The sequence below is a fragment of the Phenylobacterium sp. genome (assembly GCF_004299445.1).
Lineage (GTDB): Bacteria > Pseudomonadota > Alphaproteobacteria > Caulobacterales > Caulobacteraceae > Phenylobacterium.
This window is the reverse complement of sequence record NZ_SCTC01000004.1, coordinates 28,850-45,763: the sequence shown is the minus strand read 5'-3', so window position 1 is coordinate 45,763 and position 16,914 is coordinate 28,850. Positions and strand designations below refer to the sequence as shown.

Below are 16,914 nucleotides of genomic sequence, written 5' to 3'. Positions count from 1 at the left end.
CTTCGCCGGGCTTGTTGTCTCGGCCCTGCATCGGACCCACCGGCGCCGGTTCTAGGTCAGGGTGACGTAGAGCTCGCTCTCGATCACCCATTGGCCGGTGACCTTGCGCCAGACGGCTAGATAGGCGCCGCCCATCTCGCGATCCTTCCAGCGCCCGGTCCAGCGGCCGTGTTCGGCCGCGCGCGCGGCGTCTGCGTCCGCCTCGACCGATGCGGTCTCGCGCACGTAGGTGACGAAGTCCGGCTCCGCGAACTGGGCGGCGAACGCCTGGATCACCGCGGCGACGCCCAGGATCAGCTCCCCGTCGCCCACGATCAGCTTCACGTCCGGCGCGAAGAACGGGCGCAGGCGCGCCGCGTCGTGGGCTGCGATCAGCTTGTTGGTCAGGCGCCGGCGGGCGCGGACGGCGGCGTCGGGCGCCATCGCGCGGCTAGGCCGGGTTGGCTTCCAGACGCTTGTCGAGATAGTCGCCGACCCGCTTTTCCACGTCGGGCAGGTTCTCCATCCAGAAGTGGCTGGCGCCATCGACAACGTCGTAGTCGATCACGATGCCCTTCTGGGTCCGCAGTTTGGAGACGACGCGTTCCACATCGATCGGCGGGACCACGGTGTCGTTCTGGCCGTGCAGGATCAGGCCCGAGGCCGGGCACGGCGCCAGGAAGCTGAAGTCGTAGGCGTTGGTCGGGGGCGAGACCGAGATGAACCCGTCCGTTTCCGGGCGCCGCATCAGGAGCTGCATGCCCACCCAGGCGCCGAAGGAGTAGCCGGCGACCCAGCACTGCGAGGCGGCGGGATTGGTCGACTGGAGCCAGTCCAGCGCGGTGGCCGCGTCGGCCAGCTCGCCGATGCCGCCGTCGAACTCGCCCTGCGAACGGCCCACGCCGCGGAAGTTGAATCGCAGGACCGAGAAGCCGCGCTTCATGAACAGGTGGAAGAGCTGAACCGCCACCGGATTGTTCATCTGGCCGCCGGCCTTGGGATGGGGATGCAGGATCAGCGCGACCGGTGCGGTCTCGCTTTTGCCCTGGGAATAGCGTCCCTCGATCCGCCCGGCTGCACCGGTCAGAACCACCTCTGGCATTCGAACCCTCTTCTCAGCCCAGAATACTTGACTGCTGTACTCGGTCTTCCTAAGTCGCAGCCATCCGGCGCGACCCCGCTTCGAGCGAGGCCGGGCTCATAACATAGGACGCTCCGGATGCGCGCGAAAACTGCATTGGGCATCTGACCATGCGACTCTCCACGAAAGGCCGCTACGCCGTGATGGCCATGGCCGACCTCGCGCGCCGTGAGCACGAGGCGTCGCGCGCGGTCGCCCTGGCCGATATCGCCGCCCGGCAGGAGATCTCGCTGTCGTATCTGGAGCAGCTGTTCGCCCGCCTGCGTCGCAAGGGGCTGGTGAAGAGCGCCCGGGGCCCCGGCGGCGGCTATCGCCTGGCCCGCACCGCCGACACCACGACCATCGCGGAAATCGTGCACGCCGTGGACGAGCCGCTGCGCGCCACCCGCTGCACCTCGGGCAATGGCTGCATGATCAAGGGCGAGCGCTGCCTGACCCACGACCTGTGGGCCGACCTGGGTGACCGGATCGAGGACTACCTGGCTTCGGTCAGCCTGGCTGACGTCGTCGGCGGGCGCCTCCGGCAAAATCGGCAGGCGGCATGAGCGTCTATCTGGACCATAACGCCACCGCCAAGGTGCGCCCCGAAGCCATCGCAGCGATGACGCAGGTGCTGGAGAACGTCGGCAATCCGTCGTCCATCCACGCCGCCGGCCGCACCGCACGCGCGGTGATGGAGCAGGCTCGCGCCGACGTGGCCGCCCTGATCGCCGCGCCCGCCTCGACCGTCATCTTCCTGAGCGGCGGCACCGAGGCCAATGCGTTGGCTATGGAGAGCGCGATCGCCGGCGGGACGCGCCGCCTCATCGTCTCGGCGATCGAGCACGACAGCATCCGCGAGACCGCCGCGGCCAGTGGCGTCGCGGTCGAGATCCTCCCGGTGGATGCGAACGGCGTGGCCGACATGGCCTGGCTGAAGGACCGTCTGGCCCGCTGGGACGCCGCCGACGGCCGCCCGTTCGTGGCGCTGATGCTGGCCAACAACGAGACCGGCGTGGTCCAGCCGGTGGCCGAGGCGGCGGAGGCCGTGCGCGCCGCCGATGGCTGGCTGCATGTCGACGCCATCCAGGCCGCCGGCAAGATCGCCGTCGACAGCCGCGCGCTGGGCGCCGACACCCTCAGCGTCTCGGCCCACAAGATCGGCGGCCCGCAGGGCATCGGCGCGCTGACCTTCGGCCCGCGCGCCAACCTGTTCCGGCGTCAGCACGGCGGCGGGCAGGAGCGCGGCCGGCGTGGCGGCACCGAGAACCTGCCGGGCATCGCGGGCTTCGGGGCGGCGGCGCGCCAGGCGCTTGCGGGCCTCGACAGCTATCAGGCGCAGGCGGCGTTCCGCGACGCGGCGGCCGAACGGATGAAGTCTGAAGGCTGCGTCGTCATGGGCGAGGCCGCCCCGCGGCTACCGAACACCCTTTGCATCGCCGCGCCGGGCTGGACGTCGGACCTCCAGGTCATGGGCCTGGATCTGGCCGGGGTCATGGTCAGCGCCGGCGCTGCCTGCTCCTCGGGCAAGGTCAAGGCGTCGCCGGTCCTGGAGGCCATGGGTCAGGGCGATCTGGCGGCCTGCGCCATCCGCGTCAGCGGCGGGTGGTGCTCGACGCAAGCCGACTGGGAGGCATTCACCACGGCGTGGCTGCAGGCCTACGCCCGTCATTCCGCGCGCCGGCCAAACTCTTCACTGGGACAAGTCGCCTGATGGCCGCCGTCAAACAGACCGTCGAACACGTCGCCTCGCTTGAAAAGTACAAGCACGGCTTCGTCACCGACATCGAACAGGACTTCGCGCCCAAGGGCCTGAACGCCGACACGGTGCGCTTCATCTCGGCCAAGAAGAACGAACCCGAGTGGATGCTGCAGTGGCGCCTCGAGGCCTTCGAGCGCTGGCTGGCGCTGGACGAGCCCGACTGGGCCAAGGTCAGCTTCCCGCCCATCGACTACCAGGACAGCTACTACTACGCCGCGCCCAAGGAGAAGACGGGCCCCAAGAGCCTGGACGAGGTCGATCCGGACCTGCTGGAGACCTACAAGAAACTGGGCATCCCGCTGCGCGAGCAGGAGGTCCTGGCCGGCGTCGTGGGCGCACCCAAGTACGCCGTCGACGCCGTGTTCGACAGCGTCAGCGTGGTCACGACCTTCAAGAAGGAACTGGCCCAGGTGGGCGTGATCTTCTGCTCGATGAGCGAGGCGATCCGCGAATACCCCGAGCTGGTGAAGCAGTACCTGGGCACCGTCGTGCCGGTCAGCGACAACTACTTCGCCTGCCTCAATGCCGCGGTCTTCTCGGACGGCAGCTTCGTCTATGTCCCGCCAGGCGTCCGCTGCCCGATGGAGCTGTCGACCTACTTCCGGATCAACGCCGAGAATTCTGGCCAGTTCGAACGCACCCTGATCATCGCCGACAAGGGCGCTTACGTCTCATACCTGGAGGGCTGCACGGCCCCGATGCGCGACGAGAACCAGCTGCACGCCGCCGTCGTCGAGCTGGTCGTCCTGGACGACGCCGAGATCAAATACTCGACCGTCCAGAACTGGTACCCGGGCGATCCCGAGACCGGGAAGGGCGGCATCTACAACTTCGTCACCAAGCGCGCCGACTGCCGGGGCGACCGTTCGAAGGTGAGCTGGACCCAGGTCGAGACCGGTTCGTCGATCACCTGGAAGTACCCGTCCTGCGTCCTGCGCGGCGAGGGGAGTTCAGGCGAGTTCTACTCGATCGCCATCACCAACGGCCGCCAGCAGGCCGACACCGGCACCAAGATGATCCATCTGGGGGCGAACACCCGCTCGCGGATCATCTCGAAGGGCATCTCGGCGGGGAGGAGCAGCAACACCTACCGTGGCCTGGTTTCGGCCCACCCGAAGGCCAAGGGCGCGCGCAACTTCACCCAGTGCGACAGCCTGCTGATCGGCAAGCACTGCGCCGCCCACACAGTGCCCTACATCGAGGCCCGCAACGGCCAGTCCAAGTTCGAGCACGAGGCGACGACAACGCGGTTGTCCGAAGATCAACTCTTCTATGCGATGCAGCGTGGACTCACCCAGGAGGAAGCTGTGCAGCTCCTCGTGAACGGGTTCGTGAAAGACGTACTGCAGGAGCTCCCCATGGAATTCGCTGTCGAGGCTCAGAAGCTGGTGGCGATCAGCCTCGAAGGGAGCGTCGGATGAGCCGACCGACCTACGACGGCGAGCAGACGGCGCTGGATGCCGACGGGGCGATGCTCCGCGAGTGGGACGGCGTGGTTCTGGTGCGCGAGCTGGCGGCCACGGCGCAAGGCAACTGCGAGGCCATGCCGGCCACGATCCCGGCCGGCACGCGAGCGACGGCCATCACCCTGCTCGACCCCGAAAAGGGCGTCTTCGATCTCGAGTGCTACCTCGACGCCACCGGCGACCTTTATGCGTTCGCGCACGGGGTCGGCGCCGATGTCCGGGTGGTCGAGAGGATCGAGGACAAGAAGGCGGTGGAGATTTGAGCGTACGCGCCCAGACGCCGAAGGTTTTGACGCTGCGCGACGCGTTCGAGACGGAATTCGCGCGCCGCGAGGCGGAACGCCGCGCCCGCGAGGACGCCGAGCGCCGCCAGCAGGAGCAGGACCTGGCCAGCGCCGAGGCGCTGCTCGCGGCGGTCAGCGCGGACCGCGGCTTCCTGGAGGAGCGCGGCCTAATCGCCGACCTGCGCCGGTATACGGTTTCGCTCGATCACACGAACTACCGGGTGGCGGCCTACTTCGAGGCCGGCAAGGTCAACATCACCCTATCCGACAAGCGCACGACCAGCCCCGGTTCGGCCGCGCCCCGTAAACAAGAGACCGTCGAGACCGTCGAAGACGCGCTCAAGGTCATGGCCCAGTTCCTCGCCGACGAGACCCGATAACCGAATGCTGTCCGTTTCCAATCTGCACGCCACCGTCGACGAGAAGGAGATCCTGAAAGGGCTCTCGCTGGAGGTTCCGGCGGGCGAAGTGCACGCGATCATGGGCCCGAACGGGGCGGGCAAGTCGACGCTCTCGTACGTGCTCACCGGCCGTTCTGGCTACGAGGTGACCGCCGGCTCGGCGACGCTGGACGGCGAGGACCTGCTGGCTCTCGAACCCAACGAACGGGCGGCCAAGGGCGTCTTCCTGTCGTTCCAGTATCCGCTGGAAATTCCGGGCGTTCCGGCGCTGACCTTCATCCGCACCGCGCTCAACGCCCAGCGCAAAGCGCGCGGCGAGGCCGAGATCACCGCGCCCGAGTTCCTGAAGCTGGCGCGCCAGAAGGCGGGCGAGCTGAAGATCGACTTCGAGATGCTGAAGCGCGCGCTCAACGTCGGCTTCTCCGGCGGCGAGAAGAAGCGGATGGAAATCCTTCAGATGGCGATGCTTTCGCCCCGCTTCCTCATTCTGGACGAGACGGACTCCGGCCTCGACATCGATGCCCTGCGCATCGTGGCCGACGGCGTGAACGCCCTGCGCTCGCCCGACCGAGGCATGTTGGTGATCACGCACTATCAGCGTCTTCTGGACTACATCAAACCCGACCGCGTTCACGTGCTGTCGGCTGGTCGCATCGTCGCTTCGGGTGGTCCCGAGCTGGCGTTGGAGCTGGAGCGGGAAGGTTACGACAAGTACGCGAGGGCGGCGGCTTGACCGTCGCCGCCGCCATCCGTGAGCGCGACGTCTCGCAGCTCCCCGGCAAGCGCGACGAGGACTGGCGCTGGACCGACCTGCGCGGCCTGATCCGTCAGGCGCCCGAGCCGTCGGCCGTGATCGATCCGGGGTCCCTGGGCTCCGGCCCCTTCGATGCCTTGGCCGAGGACGTCATCGTCGTCGCCAACGGCCGTGGCGCGGCGCACATCGGCGTCGAGCCCGGCGAGACCAAGGTCGTGGCCTTGCGGGTCGTCTCGCGCGGCGACGGCGCGCATGCGGCCCGGGTCTCGATTGACGTCGAGACGGGCGGCCGGCTGGTCCTGCTGGAAACCTACGAGGGCGATGCCGGCGGCTACCTGGGGCAGGTGGGTCTCCTGATCAGCGTCGCGGAGAATGCGGCGATCGAACGGGTCGTCCTGGCGTCGGACGGCGCCGAGGGCGTGACCGTCAGCGAGGCGCTGGTGGAGCTCTCGCCCGGCGCGGCGTTCGCCCAGACCGTTCTGACCAGTGGGGCGCGTCGCCAGCGGCTGCAGACCACGGTCCGCCATCCCGGCGGGCACGCGGCCCTTCGCCTCGACGGTGTGTACCTGCTGGCCGACAAGCGGCATGCCGACCTCACGACCGTGGTCACCCACGCCGCACTCCACGGCGCCACCGAGCAGCTCACCAAGGGCGTCGTGCGCGATCAGGCCCGTGGCGTGTTCCAGGGCAGGATCGTCGTGGCCGAGGGCGCCGATCACACCGATGCGCGTATGGGCCATCACGCCCTGATCCTGTCCGATCGCGCCGAGGTCGACGCCAAGCCCGAGCTGGAGATCTACGCCGACGACGTCTCGTGCGCGCATGGCAATACGGTCGGCGCGCTGGACGACGAGGCGCTGTTCTACGCCCGGCAACGCGGCATCCCCGAGCCTGAGGCCCGGGCGATGCTGACCGAGGCCTTCATCGGCGAGGTCGTGGACCGCATCGTCCACGAGCCGGCCCGTGAGATCGCCCGGGCCTGGGCCGCCGAACAGCTGAGGGCCTGAACATGGCCTTTGACGTCGAAGCGGTCCGGGCCGAGTTCCCGATCCTGCAACGGCAAGTCCACGGGAAGCCTTTGATCTATCTGGACTCGGCGGCATCCGCGCAGAAGCCGCGGGCCGTGATCGCGGCGATGACGCACGCGATGGAGCACAGTTACGCCAACGTCCACCGCGGCCTGCACACCCTGGCCAACGAGACGACCGACGCGTACGAGGCCGCCCGCAAGACGGTGGCGGCCTTCATCAACGCCGATCCGACCGAGATCGTGTTCACCAAGGGCGCCACCGAGGCGGTTAACCTGGTCGCCCACGGGATCGGAGCCTCACTGCAGGCCGGCGACGAGGTGGTGATCTCCCAGATGGAGCACCACGCCAACATCGTGCCCTGGCACTTTCTGCGCGAGCAGAAGGGCGTCGTGCTGAAGTGGGTTCCGGTGACCGACGACGGCCGGCTGGATCTTGAGGCGTACCAGCGCCTTCTGGGCCCGAAGACTCGGATGGTGGCGCTCAGCCACATGTCGAACGTGCTGGGCACGATCAACGACGCCAAGGCGCTGGCGCGGATGGCCCATGATGCCGGCGCGCTGGTTCTGTTCGATGGCTGCCAGGCGATCGTCCACAAGCCGGTGGACGTGAAGGACCTCGACGCCGACTTCTACGTCTTCTCGGGCCACAAGCTGTACGGCCCCACGGGCATCGGAATTCTCTACGGCAAGGCCGACAGGCTGGCCGCGCTGCCCCCGTACCAGGGCGGAGGAGAGATGATCGGCTCGGTCTCGGAGGACGAGATCACATACGCCGACCCGCCGCATCGCTTCGAGGCCGGCACACCGCCGATCCTGGAGGCCATCGGCCTGGGCGCCGCCATCGACTGGATCACGAGCCTCGACCGCCAGGCTGCGGCTGAGCACGAGCACGCGCTCTACGCCCACGTTCGCGAGCGGCTCAAGGGCTTCAACTGGCTGCGCGTCATCGGCGACGCGCCAGGGAAGGGGGCCATCCTGTCGTTCACGATGGAGGGCGCCCACGCCCACGACGTGGCCCAGATCCTGGATCGCTACGGTGTGGCCGTCCGCGCCGGAACCCACTGCGCCGAGCCTCTGATGCGGCGTTTCGGCGTGACGTCGAGCGCTCGGGCCTCCTTCGCCCTATATAATACGATCGAGGAGGCGGACGCTTTCGTGGACGCCTTGACCAAGACCCAAGCCTTTTTCGCTTAAGCCCATGAGCCCGATGGACGACGCAACCGCCCCGAACCCTGTCGTAGGGGAGCCCACCCAGACGCCGCCGCTGAGCCAGGCGGAACTGGATGCGATCACCGATCAGCTCATCGAGAAGCTGAAGACGGTCTTCGACCCGGAAATCCCGGTCGACATCTACGAGCTCGGCCTCATCTACAAAGTCGACGTGTCGGACGACAAGGATGTCGCCATCGACATGACCCTGACCGCGCCCGGTTGTCCGGTGGCCGGCGAAATGCCCGGCTGGGTCGAGGATGCCGTCCGCGAGATCGAAGGCGTCCGCAACGTGACCGTCGATCTCGTGTTCGATCCCCCGTGGGACCCCTCGCGCATGAGCGACGAGGCCAAACTCGCCCTGAATATGTTCTAGGGTCCGACCCTGATGACGCACCTCGACATCACCCCCACGCCCCGCGCCCGACGCCCCCGGCCCAAGGTGGTCACGCTCAGCGACGCCGCCGCCCAGCGGGTGCGCGAGATCATGGGCAAGGCCGAGAAGCCTTACGCCGGCCTGCGCGTCGGAGTTAAGAACGGCGGCTGCGCGGGTCAGGAATACGTCCTGGAGTATGCGGACGCGGCGAATCCCCTCGACGAGGTCGTCGAGGACAAGGGCGTGACCATCCTGATTGACCCCAAGGCGGTGTTGTTCCTGATCGGCACCGTGATCGACTATGAGGTGAGCCGGCTCTCGGCGAAGTTTGTCTTCCGCAACCCCAACGAGACTGACGCGTGCGGCTGCGGCGAGTCCGTAACCATTACACCAGCGAAACTCGACTGACGGATCGAACGGGGTATCCTGTGGCCAGCAACTCGGGACCGGACATGACCGACGACGTCGAACTGCGCCGACTGGCGACCCGCCGGGCGGATATGAAGCTGGCCTTCCGCAGCCACCTGATGGCTTACGTCATCGTCAACGCCGGTCTCGTGGCCATCTATCTGATGACCGGTGGCTTCGGAGACTACTTCTGGCCCATCTGGCCGATGCTGGGCTGGGGCGTCGGCCTCGCGGCTCATGCGTTCACGGTCTACATGGACGGCGAGGGCATGCGCGACCGACTGATCGAGCAGGAGCTCGAGAAACTGCGCCGCAAGAACTAGCTAGCTAGTCGCCGGCGTAGGCGTAGGGCCCGCCGCGCTCCAGGGCGCGACGGTAGGCGGGCCGCTGGTGGATCTTCTTCAGGAAGGCCGCGAGCTTCGGGCGGCCCACCCGCGCCGCGCCGCGTTCGGCCGCCGCCTCCGCGGGGAAGCTCATCATGATATCGGCCGCGCTGAACTCTGCGCCGGCGAACCACTCGGCCTTCTCCAGTTCGGCTTCCCAGTAGTCGAAGTGCAGCTTGAGCTGCGGGTCGATGAAGCCGCTCTGGGCGCGCTTGGCGATGGCGTTCACGAACGGACGCATCAGCGACGGCGCCCGCTCGGGGAGGGCGCCGAACACCAGCTTGAGCAGCAGCGGCGGCATGGCCGAGCCCTCGGCGTAGTGCAGCCAGTAGCGGAGGCGCTGTCGGTCGCCTGGACCCGCGCCGAGCCGGCCCTGGCCATAGCGCTCCAGGATGTACTCGACGATCGCCCCGGTCTCGGCGATCGCCTCGCCGTCCTCCGTGATCACCGGCGACTTGCCCAGCGGATGGATGGCGCGCAGCGACTCGGGCGCCAGCATGGTCTGCGGGTCGCGGTCGTAGCGGATCATCTCGTAAGGGACCTCGAGCTCCTCCAGCAGCCAGAGCACGCGCTGCGACCGGGAGTTCTCGAGATGGTGGACGGTGAGCACGAAAGGACCCTCGCAAGCTGTCTTGCGAGGGTCCTTACACTGTGAAGCCGGAATCGTATCGGGTGAGAGCGCATTGAGCGCTCTCTTCTGACGCTCGCGAGCCGGCTTGATCGGGTTCGACGCGAACCCGGAGGATTCTAGCGGCCCTTGAACTCGGCCTGGCGCTTCTGGACGAAGGCCATGATGCCTTCCCGGGCGTCCTCGGTGCGGCCGGCTTCGCCCTGAGCGTAGGCTTCGGCCTCGACCTGATCGTGCCAGGCCGCGTCCAGCGAGTCCCAAACCAGGTTACGGGTGAGGCCCAGCGACTTGGGCCCGGTCGCCAGCGCCTTGGCCAGCTCGGTGGCCTTGGCCAGGACTTCGCCGTCGGGGACGCAGCGGTTGATCAGACCCCACTGTTCGGCGGTCGCCGCCGGCAGCTTCTCGCCCAGCAGCATCAGCTCCATGGCCCGGGCCTTGCCCACCAGCCGGGGCAGCAGCCAGGTCGCGCCGCCGTCGGGCACCAGGCCGATGCGGCGGAACGCCAGCAGGAAGTAGGCGCTCTCGCCGGCCACCACGAGGTCGCAGGCCAGCGCCAGCGACACGCCGACGCCCGCGGCCACGCCGTTCACCGCCGCCACCAGCGGCTTGGGCGACTTGCGGATGCGGCTCACGAAGGGATTGTAGACGTTGAGCAGGGCCTGGTTCGGACCCTCGCCGCTGTCGGTGGCGCGACCGGCCGACCCGCCGCCCGAGAGGTTGGCGCCCGAGCAGAAGCCGCGGCCTTCGCCGGTCAGGATGATGGCCCGGACGTCCTTGTTGGCGATCGCCGCGCTGACGGCGGCGTCAAGGTCGGCCATCAGTTCCAGGCCGGCGGCGTTCAGGGTGCCGGGATCGTTCAGGGTGATGGTCGCGACGCCGTCTGCGACGCTCGTCTTCACCTTGGCGGGGGCTTGTGCGCCGTCCATGGCGTCCTCCTTCAAACTCTCGGGAGAGAGTGAAGGCCAGATACCCCGGCGTCAGCCAAGACGAATGATCAGGCCGCCCGGGTCTGCTCGTTGGCCGGGGCGATCGAGGTCTGGTTGCGCCCGCCATTCTTCGAGGCGTAGAGCGCGCCGTCGGCCCGATCGAGCAGGCTGGTGGTGTGCTCGTTGCCGAGATGGTCGGCGATCCCGATCGAGATCGTGATGGCGCCCAGGTCCTCGTTGGTCGAGCGGCGCTTCAGGATGCGCGAGCTGATCTCTTCGCGGACGGTCTCCAGGATCGTCATCGCCGAGCGGCTGGTCTCGCCCGGGAAGATCACCGCGAACTCCTCGCCGCCATAGCGGGCCGAGAAGCGGCGCCCCTCGCTGGCGGCGCGGCCGATCACGCTGGCGACGAAACGGATCACCTGGTCGCCCGTCTGGTGGCCCCAGGTGTCGTTGAACTTCTTGAAGTGGTCGATGTCGAGGATGGCCAGGGCCAGAGGCTCGCCGGTCGCCACCGCATGGGCGCAGGCGGACTCGAACGTCTCGTCGAACGCCTTGCGGTTGGCGAGCATCGTGAGCGAGTCGGTCATGGCCTCCCGGCGGGCCTGCTCGAGGTGCTGCTTCAGGCGGCCCAGTTCGTCGTTGGTGTCGGCAAGTTGGCTCTCGAGGGTCTTGTTCTCGTCGCGGACCTTGGCGGTGGCGACGCTCAGGGTCTCGACCATGGCCCGGACGGCGTCGGAATTCTCGTCGTGCTCCAGCGAGGCGGACGCGCTGGCCAGTTGCTGGCCGTAGGCCTCGCTGCTCTCGCGCGCCGACTCCAACGCCCGGCTGACGCTTTCCAGTTCCTGGGTCAGGCTCTTCCCGGCGTCGAGGATCTCGCCCGACAGCTTGGCGTGAGGCAGATGCTTCTCCGCGATCTTCTCCGCCACCTGCTCGGTGAAGTGCTGGCCCGAGGACAGCACGGAGTCGATCTCGTTCGCGACTTCGCCGTCCTTGGCCGCAACGTAGTGCAACCACAGCTCGAAATTGAGCGTGGTGGGCCAGACGCGATTCGACTCCATGGCTTCGATGGCCTTGCGGGCCCAATCGTACGCCCTGGGGCTGCGTAGGATAGTATCGAGGTCCTTCGACATGCGGCCGAAAATATCGGCCCGACCCCAAACGACGGGTTAAAGCGCCAGATTAATCTTGAGAGGTTTTCGGGGTGGCGCGCGTCAGGAATGCGGGCGTGTCGCCGCCGAAGCCGACGACGCGCTCGTTGTCCTCCTGGTCACGACCGCGGGCGCCTCGATCGTCCCGCGGGCGATCGCTGCGCGCAGGGCGTTCGTCGCGGCGCGGCCGCGATTCGCGGTCCGGACGGGGCTCGCGCGCTTCGGCTTCGGGGCGGGCTTCCCGGGGTGCGCGCTCCTCGCGCTCACGACGGGGGCGTTCACGACGGACGCGGGCAGGGGCCTCTTCGGCGGCGGGGACGGGCGCCTCGGCCTGAACCTCGGCGGGCGCTTCGGCCTGCGGCGGGCGGGTGTCCCGTGGCGGACGTTCGCGGTCGCGGCCTCGGGGACCGCCCGGACCACGGTCGCGGCCGCTGCTGCGCTCACGGCCGCCGCTGCGCCCGGCGCGCGGCTCGTCCTTGATGCTGCCCCAGTCGATCCCCTCGATGACGATCTCTTCCGGAACCTTGCCGATCAGCTTGAGCACCTTGTCCAGGTTCCGGCTGTCGGCGGGCGTCACGATCATGAACGCCTGACCCAGGCGGCCCGCGCGGCCCGTCCGGCCGATGCGGTGCACATAGTCGTCGGCGTGGTGCGGCACGTCGTAATTGAAAACGTGGCTGACGGCCGGGATGTCCAGGCCGCGGGCCGCGACGTCCGAGGCGCACAACAGGCGCAGCGCGCCGCTGCGGAAGCTCTCCAGCGTGCGCATCCGGGTGGCCTGGTCCAGGTCACCGTGGATCGGCGCGGCGTCCAGGCCGTGCTTCTTCAGCGACTTGGCGACGATGTCGACCTCGGACTTGCGATTGCAGAAGACGATGCCGTTCTTCACGTCCGCCCGGCCGATCAGCTCGCGCAGCGCCGTGCGCTTGGCCTTGGGGTCAGCGGTCGGGATCCGCACCAGGTTCTGGGTGATCGTGTCGGCCGTCGTCGCTGGCTTCGAGGCCTCGACGCGGATCGGATCGTTCAGGAACTGCTTGGTGAGCCGCGTGATCTCGGGCGGCATGGTCGCCGAGAAGAACAGCGTCTGCTTCTTGGGCGGCGTCAGCTTGAAGATGCGCTCGAGGTCGGGAATGAAGCCCATGTCCAGCATGCGGTCGGCTTCATCGACCACCATGATCTGCACGCCCGTCATCAAGAGCTTGCCGCGCTCGAAGTGGTCCAGCAGGCGGCCGGGCGTGGCGATCAGCACGTCGACGCCGCGATCCAGCTTCTGCTCCTGGTCCTTGAACGACACGCCGCCGATCAGCAGGGCCCACGAGAGCTTCTGGTCCTTGGCGTACTTTTCGAACGAGGCGGCGACCTGGTCGGCCAGTTCGCGGGTCGGCGCGATCACCAGGGCGCGCGGCATCCGCGCCTTCGCGCGGCCGGCGGCCAGCCGATCGATCATGGGCAGGGTGAAGGCGGCGGTCTTGCCGGTGCCCGTCTGGGCGATGCCCAGAACGTCGCGCCCGTGCAGGGCATAGGGGATCGCCTCGGCCTGGATCGGCGTGGCGGTGGTGTAGCCGGTGTCGGCGACGGCCTTCAGGGTCGCAGGCGACAGGCCAAGATCGGAGAATTCGGTCATTCGTGTCCGGGTGGGCGGCGCCCACTCAAGTGAGGCTGGCGCAACGCGGCTGCGCAGGCGGAGATCGCCACGCGCGCGGAACATACGGTCAACCTGCGTCAAGTCAACGCGTGCTGAACAGTGAAGTTCACGGCGCCTCTCGGCGCAGCCCCCCGGCCCGGGTGTTCTAGATGTCCAGATCGGCCACGGCGAACTCGGCGTTCTCCTGGATGAACTGGAAGCGCGCCTCGGGCTTGCGGCCCATCAGGCGCTCCACCAGGTCCTCCACCAGTTCTTCCGCCCGGGGCAGGGTGACCCGCGCGAGCGTGCGGGTCTTGGGGTCCATGGTGGTTTCCTTGAGCTGGCCCGGCATCATCTCGCCCAGGCCCTTGAAGCGGCTGATCTCGGGCTTCTTGCCCTTGAAGTCGCTGGCCAGCAGCTGGTCGCGGTGCTCGTTGTCACGGGCATAGACCGCCTTGCCGCCATGGCTCAGCCGATAGAGCGGCGGGAGCGCGAGATAGAGCCGGCCCGTCCGGATCAGGTCGGGCATCGTGCGGTAGAAGAAGGTGATCAACAGGCTCGCGATGTGGGCGCCGTCGACGTCGGCGTCCGTCATGATGATGATGCGATCGTAGCGCAGGTCTTCGTCCCTGAACTTCGACCCCGTCTGCGCGCCCAGCGCCAGCAACAGGTCCGACAGCTCCTTGTTGCCGCCGAACTTGTCGGCTGTAGCGGATGCGACGTTCAGGATCTTGCCCCGCAGAGGGAGGATCGCCTGGGTCTTGCGGTCGCGGGCCTGCTTGGCCGAGCCGCCGGCCGAGTCACCCTCGACCAGGAACAGCTCGGTGCCCGTGGTGGACGAACCCGCGCAGTCCGCCAGCTTGCCGGGCAGCCGCAGCTTGCGGGTCGCTGAGGCGCGGGCGACTTCCTTGTCCTTGCGCCGCTTCAGCCGCTCCTCGGCGCGTTCGACCACGAACTGGAGTAGCGCGCTGGCGGCCTTGGGCTGGGCGGTCAGCCAATGGTCGAACGGGTCGGCCAGGGCCTTCTCGACCAGGCGCTGGGCCTCGGATGACGACAGCTTTTCCTTGGTCTGGCCCTGGAATTCGGGGTCGCGGATGAACACGCTGACCAGAGCGCCGGCCTGGGAGACCACGTCGTCGGCGGTGATCAGGGCGCCGCGCTTCTCGCCCACCAGTTCGGCGTATTGCTTGAGCCCGCGCGTCATCGCCGCCCGCAGGCCGCTCTCGTGCGTTCCGCCTTCGGGCGTGGGAACCGTGTTGCAGTACGACTGCATGAAGCTGTCGGCCTCGCCGAATCCGGCCGGCGTCCAGGCCACGGCCCACTCGACCTTGCCGGCCTCGCCGGGGCGTTCATAGCGGCCGGTGAAGGGCTCGGGCGTCACCGTCTCCAGCCCCTTGATCCGCTCGGCCAGGAAGTCGGCCAGGCCGTTGGGGAAGCGGAAGACGGCCTCAGGCGGCGTCTGGTCCTGGATCCGTGACTGATCGCATTTCCAGCGGATCTCGACCCCGCCGAACAGATAGGCCTTGGAGCGCGCCATCCGGTAGAGCCTGGCCGGCTTGAACGCCACGCCGTCGCCGAAGATCACCGGGTCGGGCGTGAAGCTGATCTGGGTGCCCTTCTTGCGCGTCGGCCCCAGCTTCTCGATCGGAGCGACCGACTTGCCCCGCGTGAAGGCCTGGCGCCACTCGAAGCCGTCCTTCCAGGCGGTGACCTCGACGCGCTCGGACAGGGCGTTCACGACCGAGACGCCGACGCCGTGCAGGCCGCCGGAGGTCTCGTAAGCCTTGCCCGAGAATTTCCCGCCCGAGTGCAGGACGGTCATGATGACTTCCAGGGCCGACTTGCCCGGGTACTTGGGGTGCGGGTCGACCGGGATGCCGCGGCCGTCATCGGTGACAGTGAGGGCGCCGTCAGCGTCCAGGCTCACCGTGATCACCTTGGCGTGGCCGGCGACGGCCTCGTCCATGGCGTTGTCCAGGACTTCGGCGAACAGGTGGTGCAGCGCGCGTTCGTCGGTGCCGCCGATATACATGCCCGGCCGCTTGCGGACCGGCTCCAGCCCCTCGAGGACCTCGATATCCTTGGCGGAATAGCCGCCCTTGCTCGTGGCCACGTCCGGGCGTGGCTCGTGGCTCTCGGCCAGCGGCGCGGCTGGCACGGGATTGAGGGCGTCGTCGCCGAACAGATCTGATGCGGGCTGGGAAGAGGACTTGGACATCTTGGACTGAAGTTGCGTCGATTCTCGGCGGGCCACCCTATGGGCGCGTGGGGGTGGTCGGGTCAAAGGAAAGCGAAATTCTCCCAAGGGGCGAGCGCGGGTCGCCTCCTGCGCCGGGTGCGTCGAGGTCACCAGCGCGGCGCCCGACGATCTGCGGACTTACGATGCCCGCTCGGTGGAGTCGGGACGCTGGACACCGTCGCCTGGGCGGCCGCGCGCGGGGGCTGTCCCAACCCGATGATTCTAGGGCACGATCCGGGTGCGGCTGTCGGAGGGCGTCTTGGCGAGCTGGCGGGATCCGGAGATTGCGGGTGTTCGCGCGCTGATGGCGGCCCGCCGCCCTGATCCCGGCGCACCACCCCCCAGCCACGCGGAGCGCCGCGCCGCGATGGACGCCATGGGCGAGGCGGGCGCGCTCCCCACCGGTTGCTGGCACGAGCCGCTGACGCTTGGCGGCGTCCGGTGCGAGCGGGTCACGCCCGAGGGCGCGTTGGGCGAGCGACGCATGCTCTACCTCCACGGCGGCGCCTACACGGCCGGCAGCCCGCGCAGCCACAGGCCGCTGGTGGCCCGTCTGGCGGCGGCGGCGCGCACACGCGCGATCGCCGCCGACTATCGGCTGGCGCCCGAGCATCGCTTCCCCGCCGCGGTGGACGATGCCGAGGCGGTCTACCGCGCCTTGCTGGAGGAAGGCGTGGCCCCGGCGAGCATCGTCGTGGCCGGCGACTCGGCCGGAGGCGGCCTCACCATGGCGCTCGCGCTGCGCCTCAAGGCTCAGAGCCTGCCACAGCCCGCCGGGTTCTTCGTAATCAGTCCCTGGGTCGACCTCAGCCAGTCCGGCGCCAGCTATCGCACCAAGGCCGACACGGATCCGATGATCAGCAAGCCGGGCCTGGACGCCAGCGCACGCGACTATCTCGGCGGCCTGGAGGCGTCCGACCCGCTGGCCTCGCCGATCCTGGGCGACTTCGAAGGCGTCGCCCCGGTGCTGATTCAGACCGGCTCGGAAGAGGCGCTGCTCAGCGACAGCGTCACCCTGGCGGACGTCCTGGCCCACGCCCGCGTCGACGTACGCCTCGAGGTCTGGCCCGAGATGATCCACGTCTTCCACGCCTGGGGCGCCGCCCTGCAGGCCGCCCGCCGGGCCATCCATGTGGCGGGCGGCTGGATGGACGAACGGTTCGCCTGACCCGGC

General features: G+C 68.5%; 19 protein-coding genes. 12 read left to right on the top strand and 7 right to left on the bottom strand.

Annotated features, from left to right (window positions below; translation table 11 throughout):
* Positions 1-51 precede the first annotated feature (51 nt).
* The gene (locus tag EPN98_RS02060; RefSeq protein WP_293359598.1) at positions 52-423 is read right to left on the bottom strand and encodes a nuclear transport factor 2 family protein; all 372 of its coding nucleotides are present in this window, start codon (positions 421-423) and stop codon (positions 52-54) included.
* Between the two features lie 7 nt (positions 424-430).
* Positions 431-1,081 (bottom strand): alpha/beta hydrolase, encoded by a 651-nt coding sequence (locus EPN98_RS02055; protein ID WP_293359595.1) that lies wholly within the window; start codon positions 1,079-1,081, stop codon positions 431-433.
* Positions 1,082-1,230: 149 nt separating this feature from the next.
* Between EPN98_RS02055 and EPN98_RS02050 the strand changes: the two genes are divergently transcribed.
* From EPN98_RS02050 to EPN98_RS02000, 11 genes are read left to right on the top strand one after another with little or no spacing between them, the layout of a single operon-like run.
* Positions 1,231-1,665 (top strand): Rrf2 family transcriptional regulator, encoded by a 435-nt coding sequence (locus EPN98_RS02050; RefSeq protein ID WP_293359592.1) that lies wholly within the window; start codon positions 1,231-1,233, stop codon positions 1,663-1,665.
* Entirely contained in the window at positions 1,662-2,813 is a 1,152-nt protein-coding gene (locus EPN98_RS02045; protein WP_293359589.1) for a cysteine desulfurase family protein, read from the top strand. Before EPN98_RS02050 ends, EPN98_RS02045 begins: the two co-directional genes overlap by 4 nt.
* On the top strand, positions 2,813-4,282 hold the full coding sequence (gene sufB, locus EPN98_RS02040) for a Fe-S cluster assembly protein SufB (RefSeq protein ID WP_293359586.1): 1,470 nt from the start codon (positions 2,813-2,815) through the stop codon (positions 4,280-4,282). Before EPN98_RS02045 ends, sufB begins: the two co-directional genes overlap by 1 nt.
* Positions 4,279-4,590: a hypothetical protein gene (locus tag EPN98_RS02035; RefSeq protein ID WP_293359583.1), complete on the top strand. Its 312-nt coding sequence runs from the start codon at positions 4,279-4,281 to the stop codon at positions 4,588-4,590. Before sufB ends, EPN98_RS02035 begins: the two co-directional genes overlap by 4 nt.
* A complete protein-coding gene (locus EPN98_RS02030) occupies positions 4,587-4,991 on the top strand; it encodes a hypothetical protein (RefSeq protein WP_293359581.1) in 405 nt (134 codons plus the stop codon). Before EPN98_RS02035 ends, EPN98_RS02030 begins: the two co-directional genes overlap by 4 nt.
* Before the next feature lie 4 nt (positions 4,992-4,995).
* Positions 4,996-5,745, top strand: coding sequence for a Fe-S cluster assembly ATPase SufC (gene sufC / locus EPN98_RS02025; protein WP_293359579.1), 750 nt, complete (start codon positions 4,996-4,998; stop codon positions 5,743-5,745).
* The gene (sufD, locus tag EPN98_RS02020; RefSeq protein ID WP_293359576.1) at positions 5,742-6,773 is read left to right on the top strand and encodes a Fe-S cluster assembly protein SufD; all 1,032 of its coding nucleotides are present in this window, start codon (positions 5,742-5,744) and stop codon (positions 6,771-6,773) included. The genes sufC and sufD overlap by 4 nt, the downstream gene beginning before the upstream one ends.
* Positions 6,774-6,775: 2 nt before the next feature.
* Positions 6,776-7,990, top strand: a complete 1,215-nt coding sequence (locus tag EPN98_RS02015) for a cysteine desulfurase (RefSeq protein ID WP_293359573.1) — start codon at positions 6,776-6,778, stop codon at positions 7,988-7,990.
* Positions 7,991-8,003: 13 nt separating this feature from the next.
* On the top strand, positions 8,004-8,381 hold the full coding sequence (locus EPN98_RS02010; RefSeq protein ID WP_293359570.1) for an SUF system Fe-S cluster assembly protein: 378 nt from the start codon (positions 8,004-8,006) through the stop codon (positions 8,379-8,381).
* A gap of 12 nt (positions 8,382-8,393) precedes the next feature.
* On the top strand, positions 8,394-8,789 hold the full coding sequence (locus EPN98_RS02005) for an iron-sulfur cluster assembly accessory protein (protein WP_293359567.1): 396 nt from the start codon (positions 8,394-8,396) through the stop codon (positions 8,787-8,789).
* Between the two features lie 44 nt (positions 8,790-8,833).
* On the top strand, positions 8,834-9,112 hold the full coding sequence (locus tag EPN98_RS02000) for a 2TM domain-containing protein (RefSeq protein ID WP_293359564.1): 279 nt from the start codon (positions 8,834-8,836) through the stop codon (positions 9,110-9,112).
* Between the two features lie 4 nt (positions 9,113-9,116).
* On the opposite strand, the gene EPN98_RS01995 is transcribed toward EPN98_RS02000, so the two are convergent.
* The 5 genes from EPN98_RS01995 to parE form a co-directional block, all read right to left on the bottom strand.
* Entirely contained in the window at positions 9,117-9,782 is a 666-nt protein-coding gene (locus EPN98_RS01995) for a glutathione S-transferase (protein ID WP_293359561.1), read from the bottom strand.
* Between the two features lie 137 nt (positions 9,783-9,919).
* Positions 9,920-10,726: an enoyl-CoA hydratase/isomerase gene (locus EPN98_RS01990; protein WP_293359559.1), complete on the bottom strand. Its 807-nt coding sequence runs from the start codon at positions 10,724-10,726 to the stop codon at positions 9,920-9,922.
* A 68-nt stretch (positions 10,727-10,794) separates the two neighbouring features.
* Positions 10,795-11,859 carry a GGDEF domain-containing protein gene (locus tag EPN98_RS01985; protein ID WP_293359557.1) on the bottom strand — a complete coding sequence of 355 codons (1,065 nt, stop codon included), beginning with the start codon at positions 11,857-11,859 and terminating at the stop codon, positions 10,795-10,797.
* A 49-nt stretch (positions 11,860-11,908) separates the two neighbouring features.
* On the bottom strand, positions 11,909-13,501 hold the full coding sequence (locus tag EPN98_RS01980) for a DEAD/DEAH box helicase (protein WP_293359554.1): 1,593 nt from the start codon (positions 13,499-13,501) through the stop codon (positions 11,909-11,911).
* Positions 13,502-13,667: 166 nt separating this feature from the next.
* A complete protein-coding gene (gene parE / locus EPN98_RS01975; protein ID WP_293359551.1) occupies positions 13,668-15,719 on the bottom strand; it encodes a DNA topoisomerase IV subunit B in 2,052 nt (683 codons plus the stop codon).
* Positions 15,720-15,999: 280 nt separating this feature from the next.
* Between parE and EPN98_RS01970 the strand changes: the two genes are divergently transcribed.
* Complete coding sequence (locus tag EPN98_RS01970; RefSeq protein ID WP_293359548.1) at positions 16,000-16,908, top strand: alpha/beta hydrolase; 909 nt, start codon at positions 16,000-16,002, stop codon at positions 16,906-16,908.
* Positions 16,909-16,914: the final 6 nt, after the last annotated feature.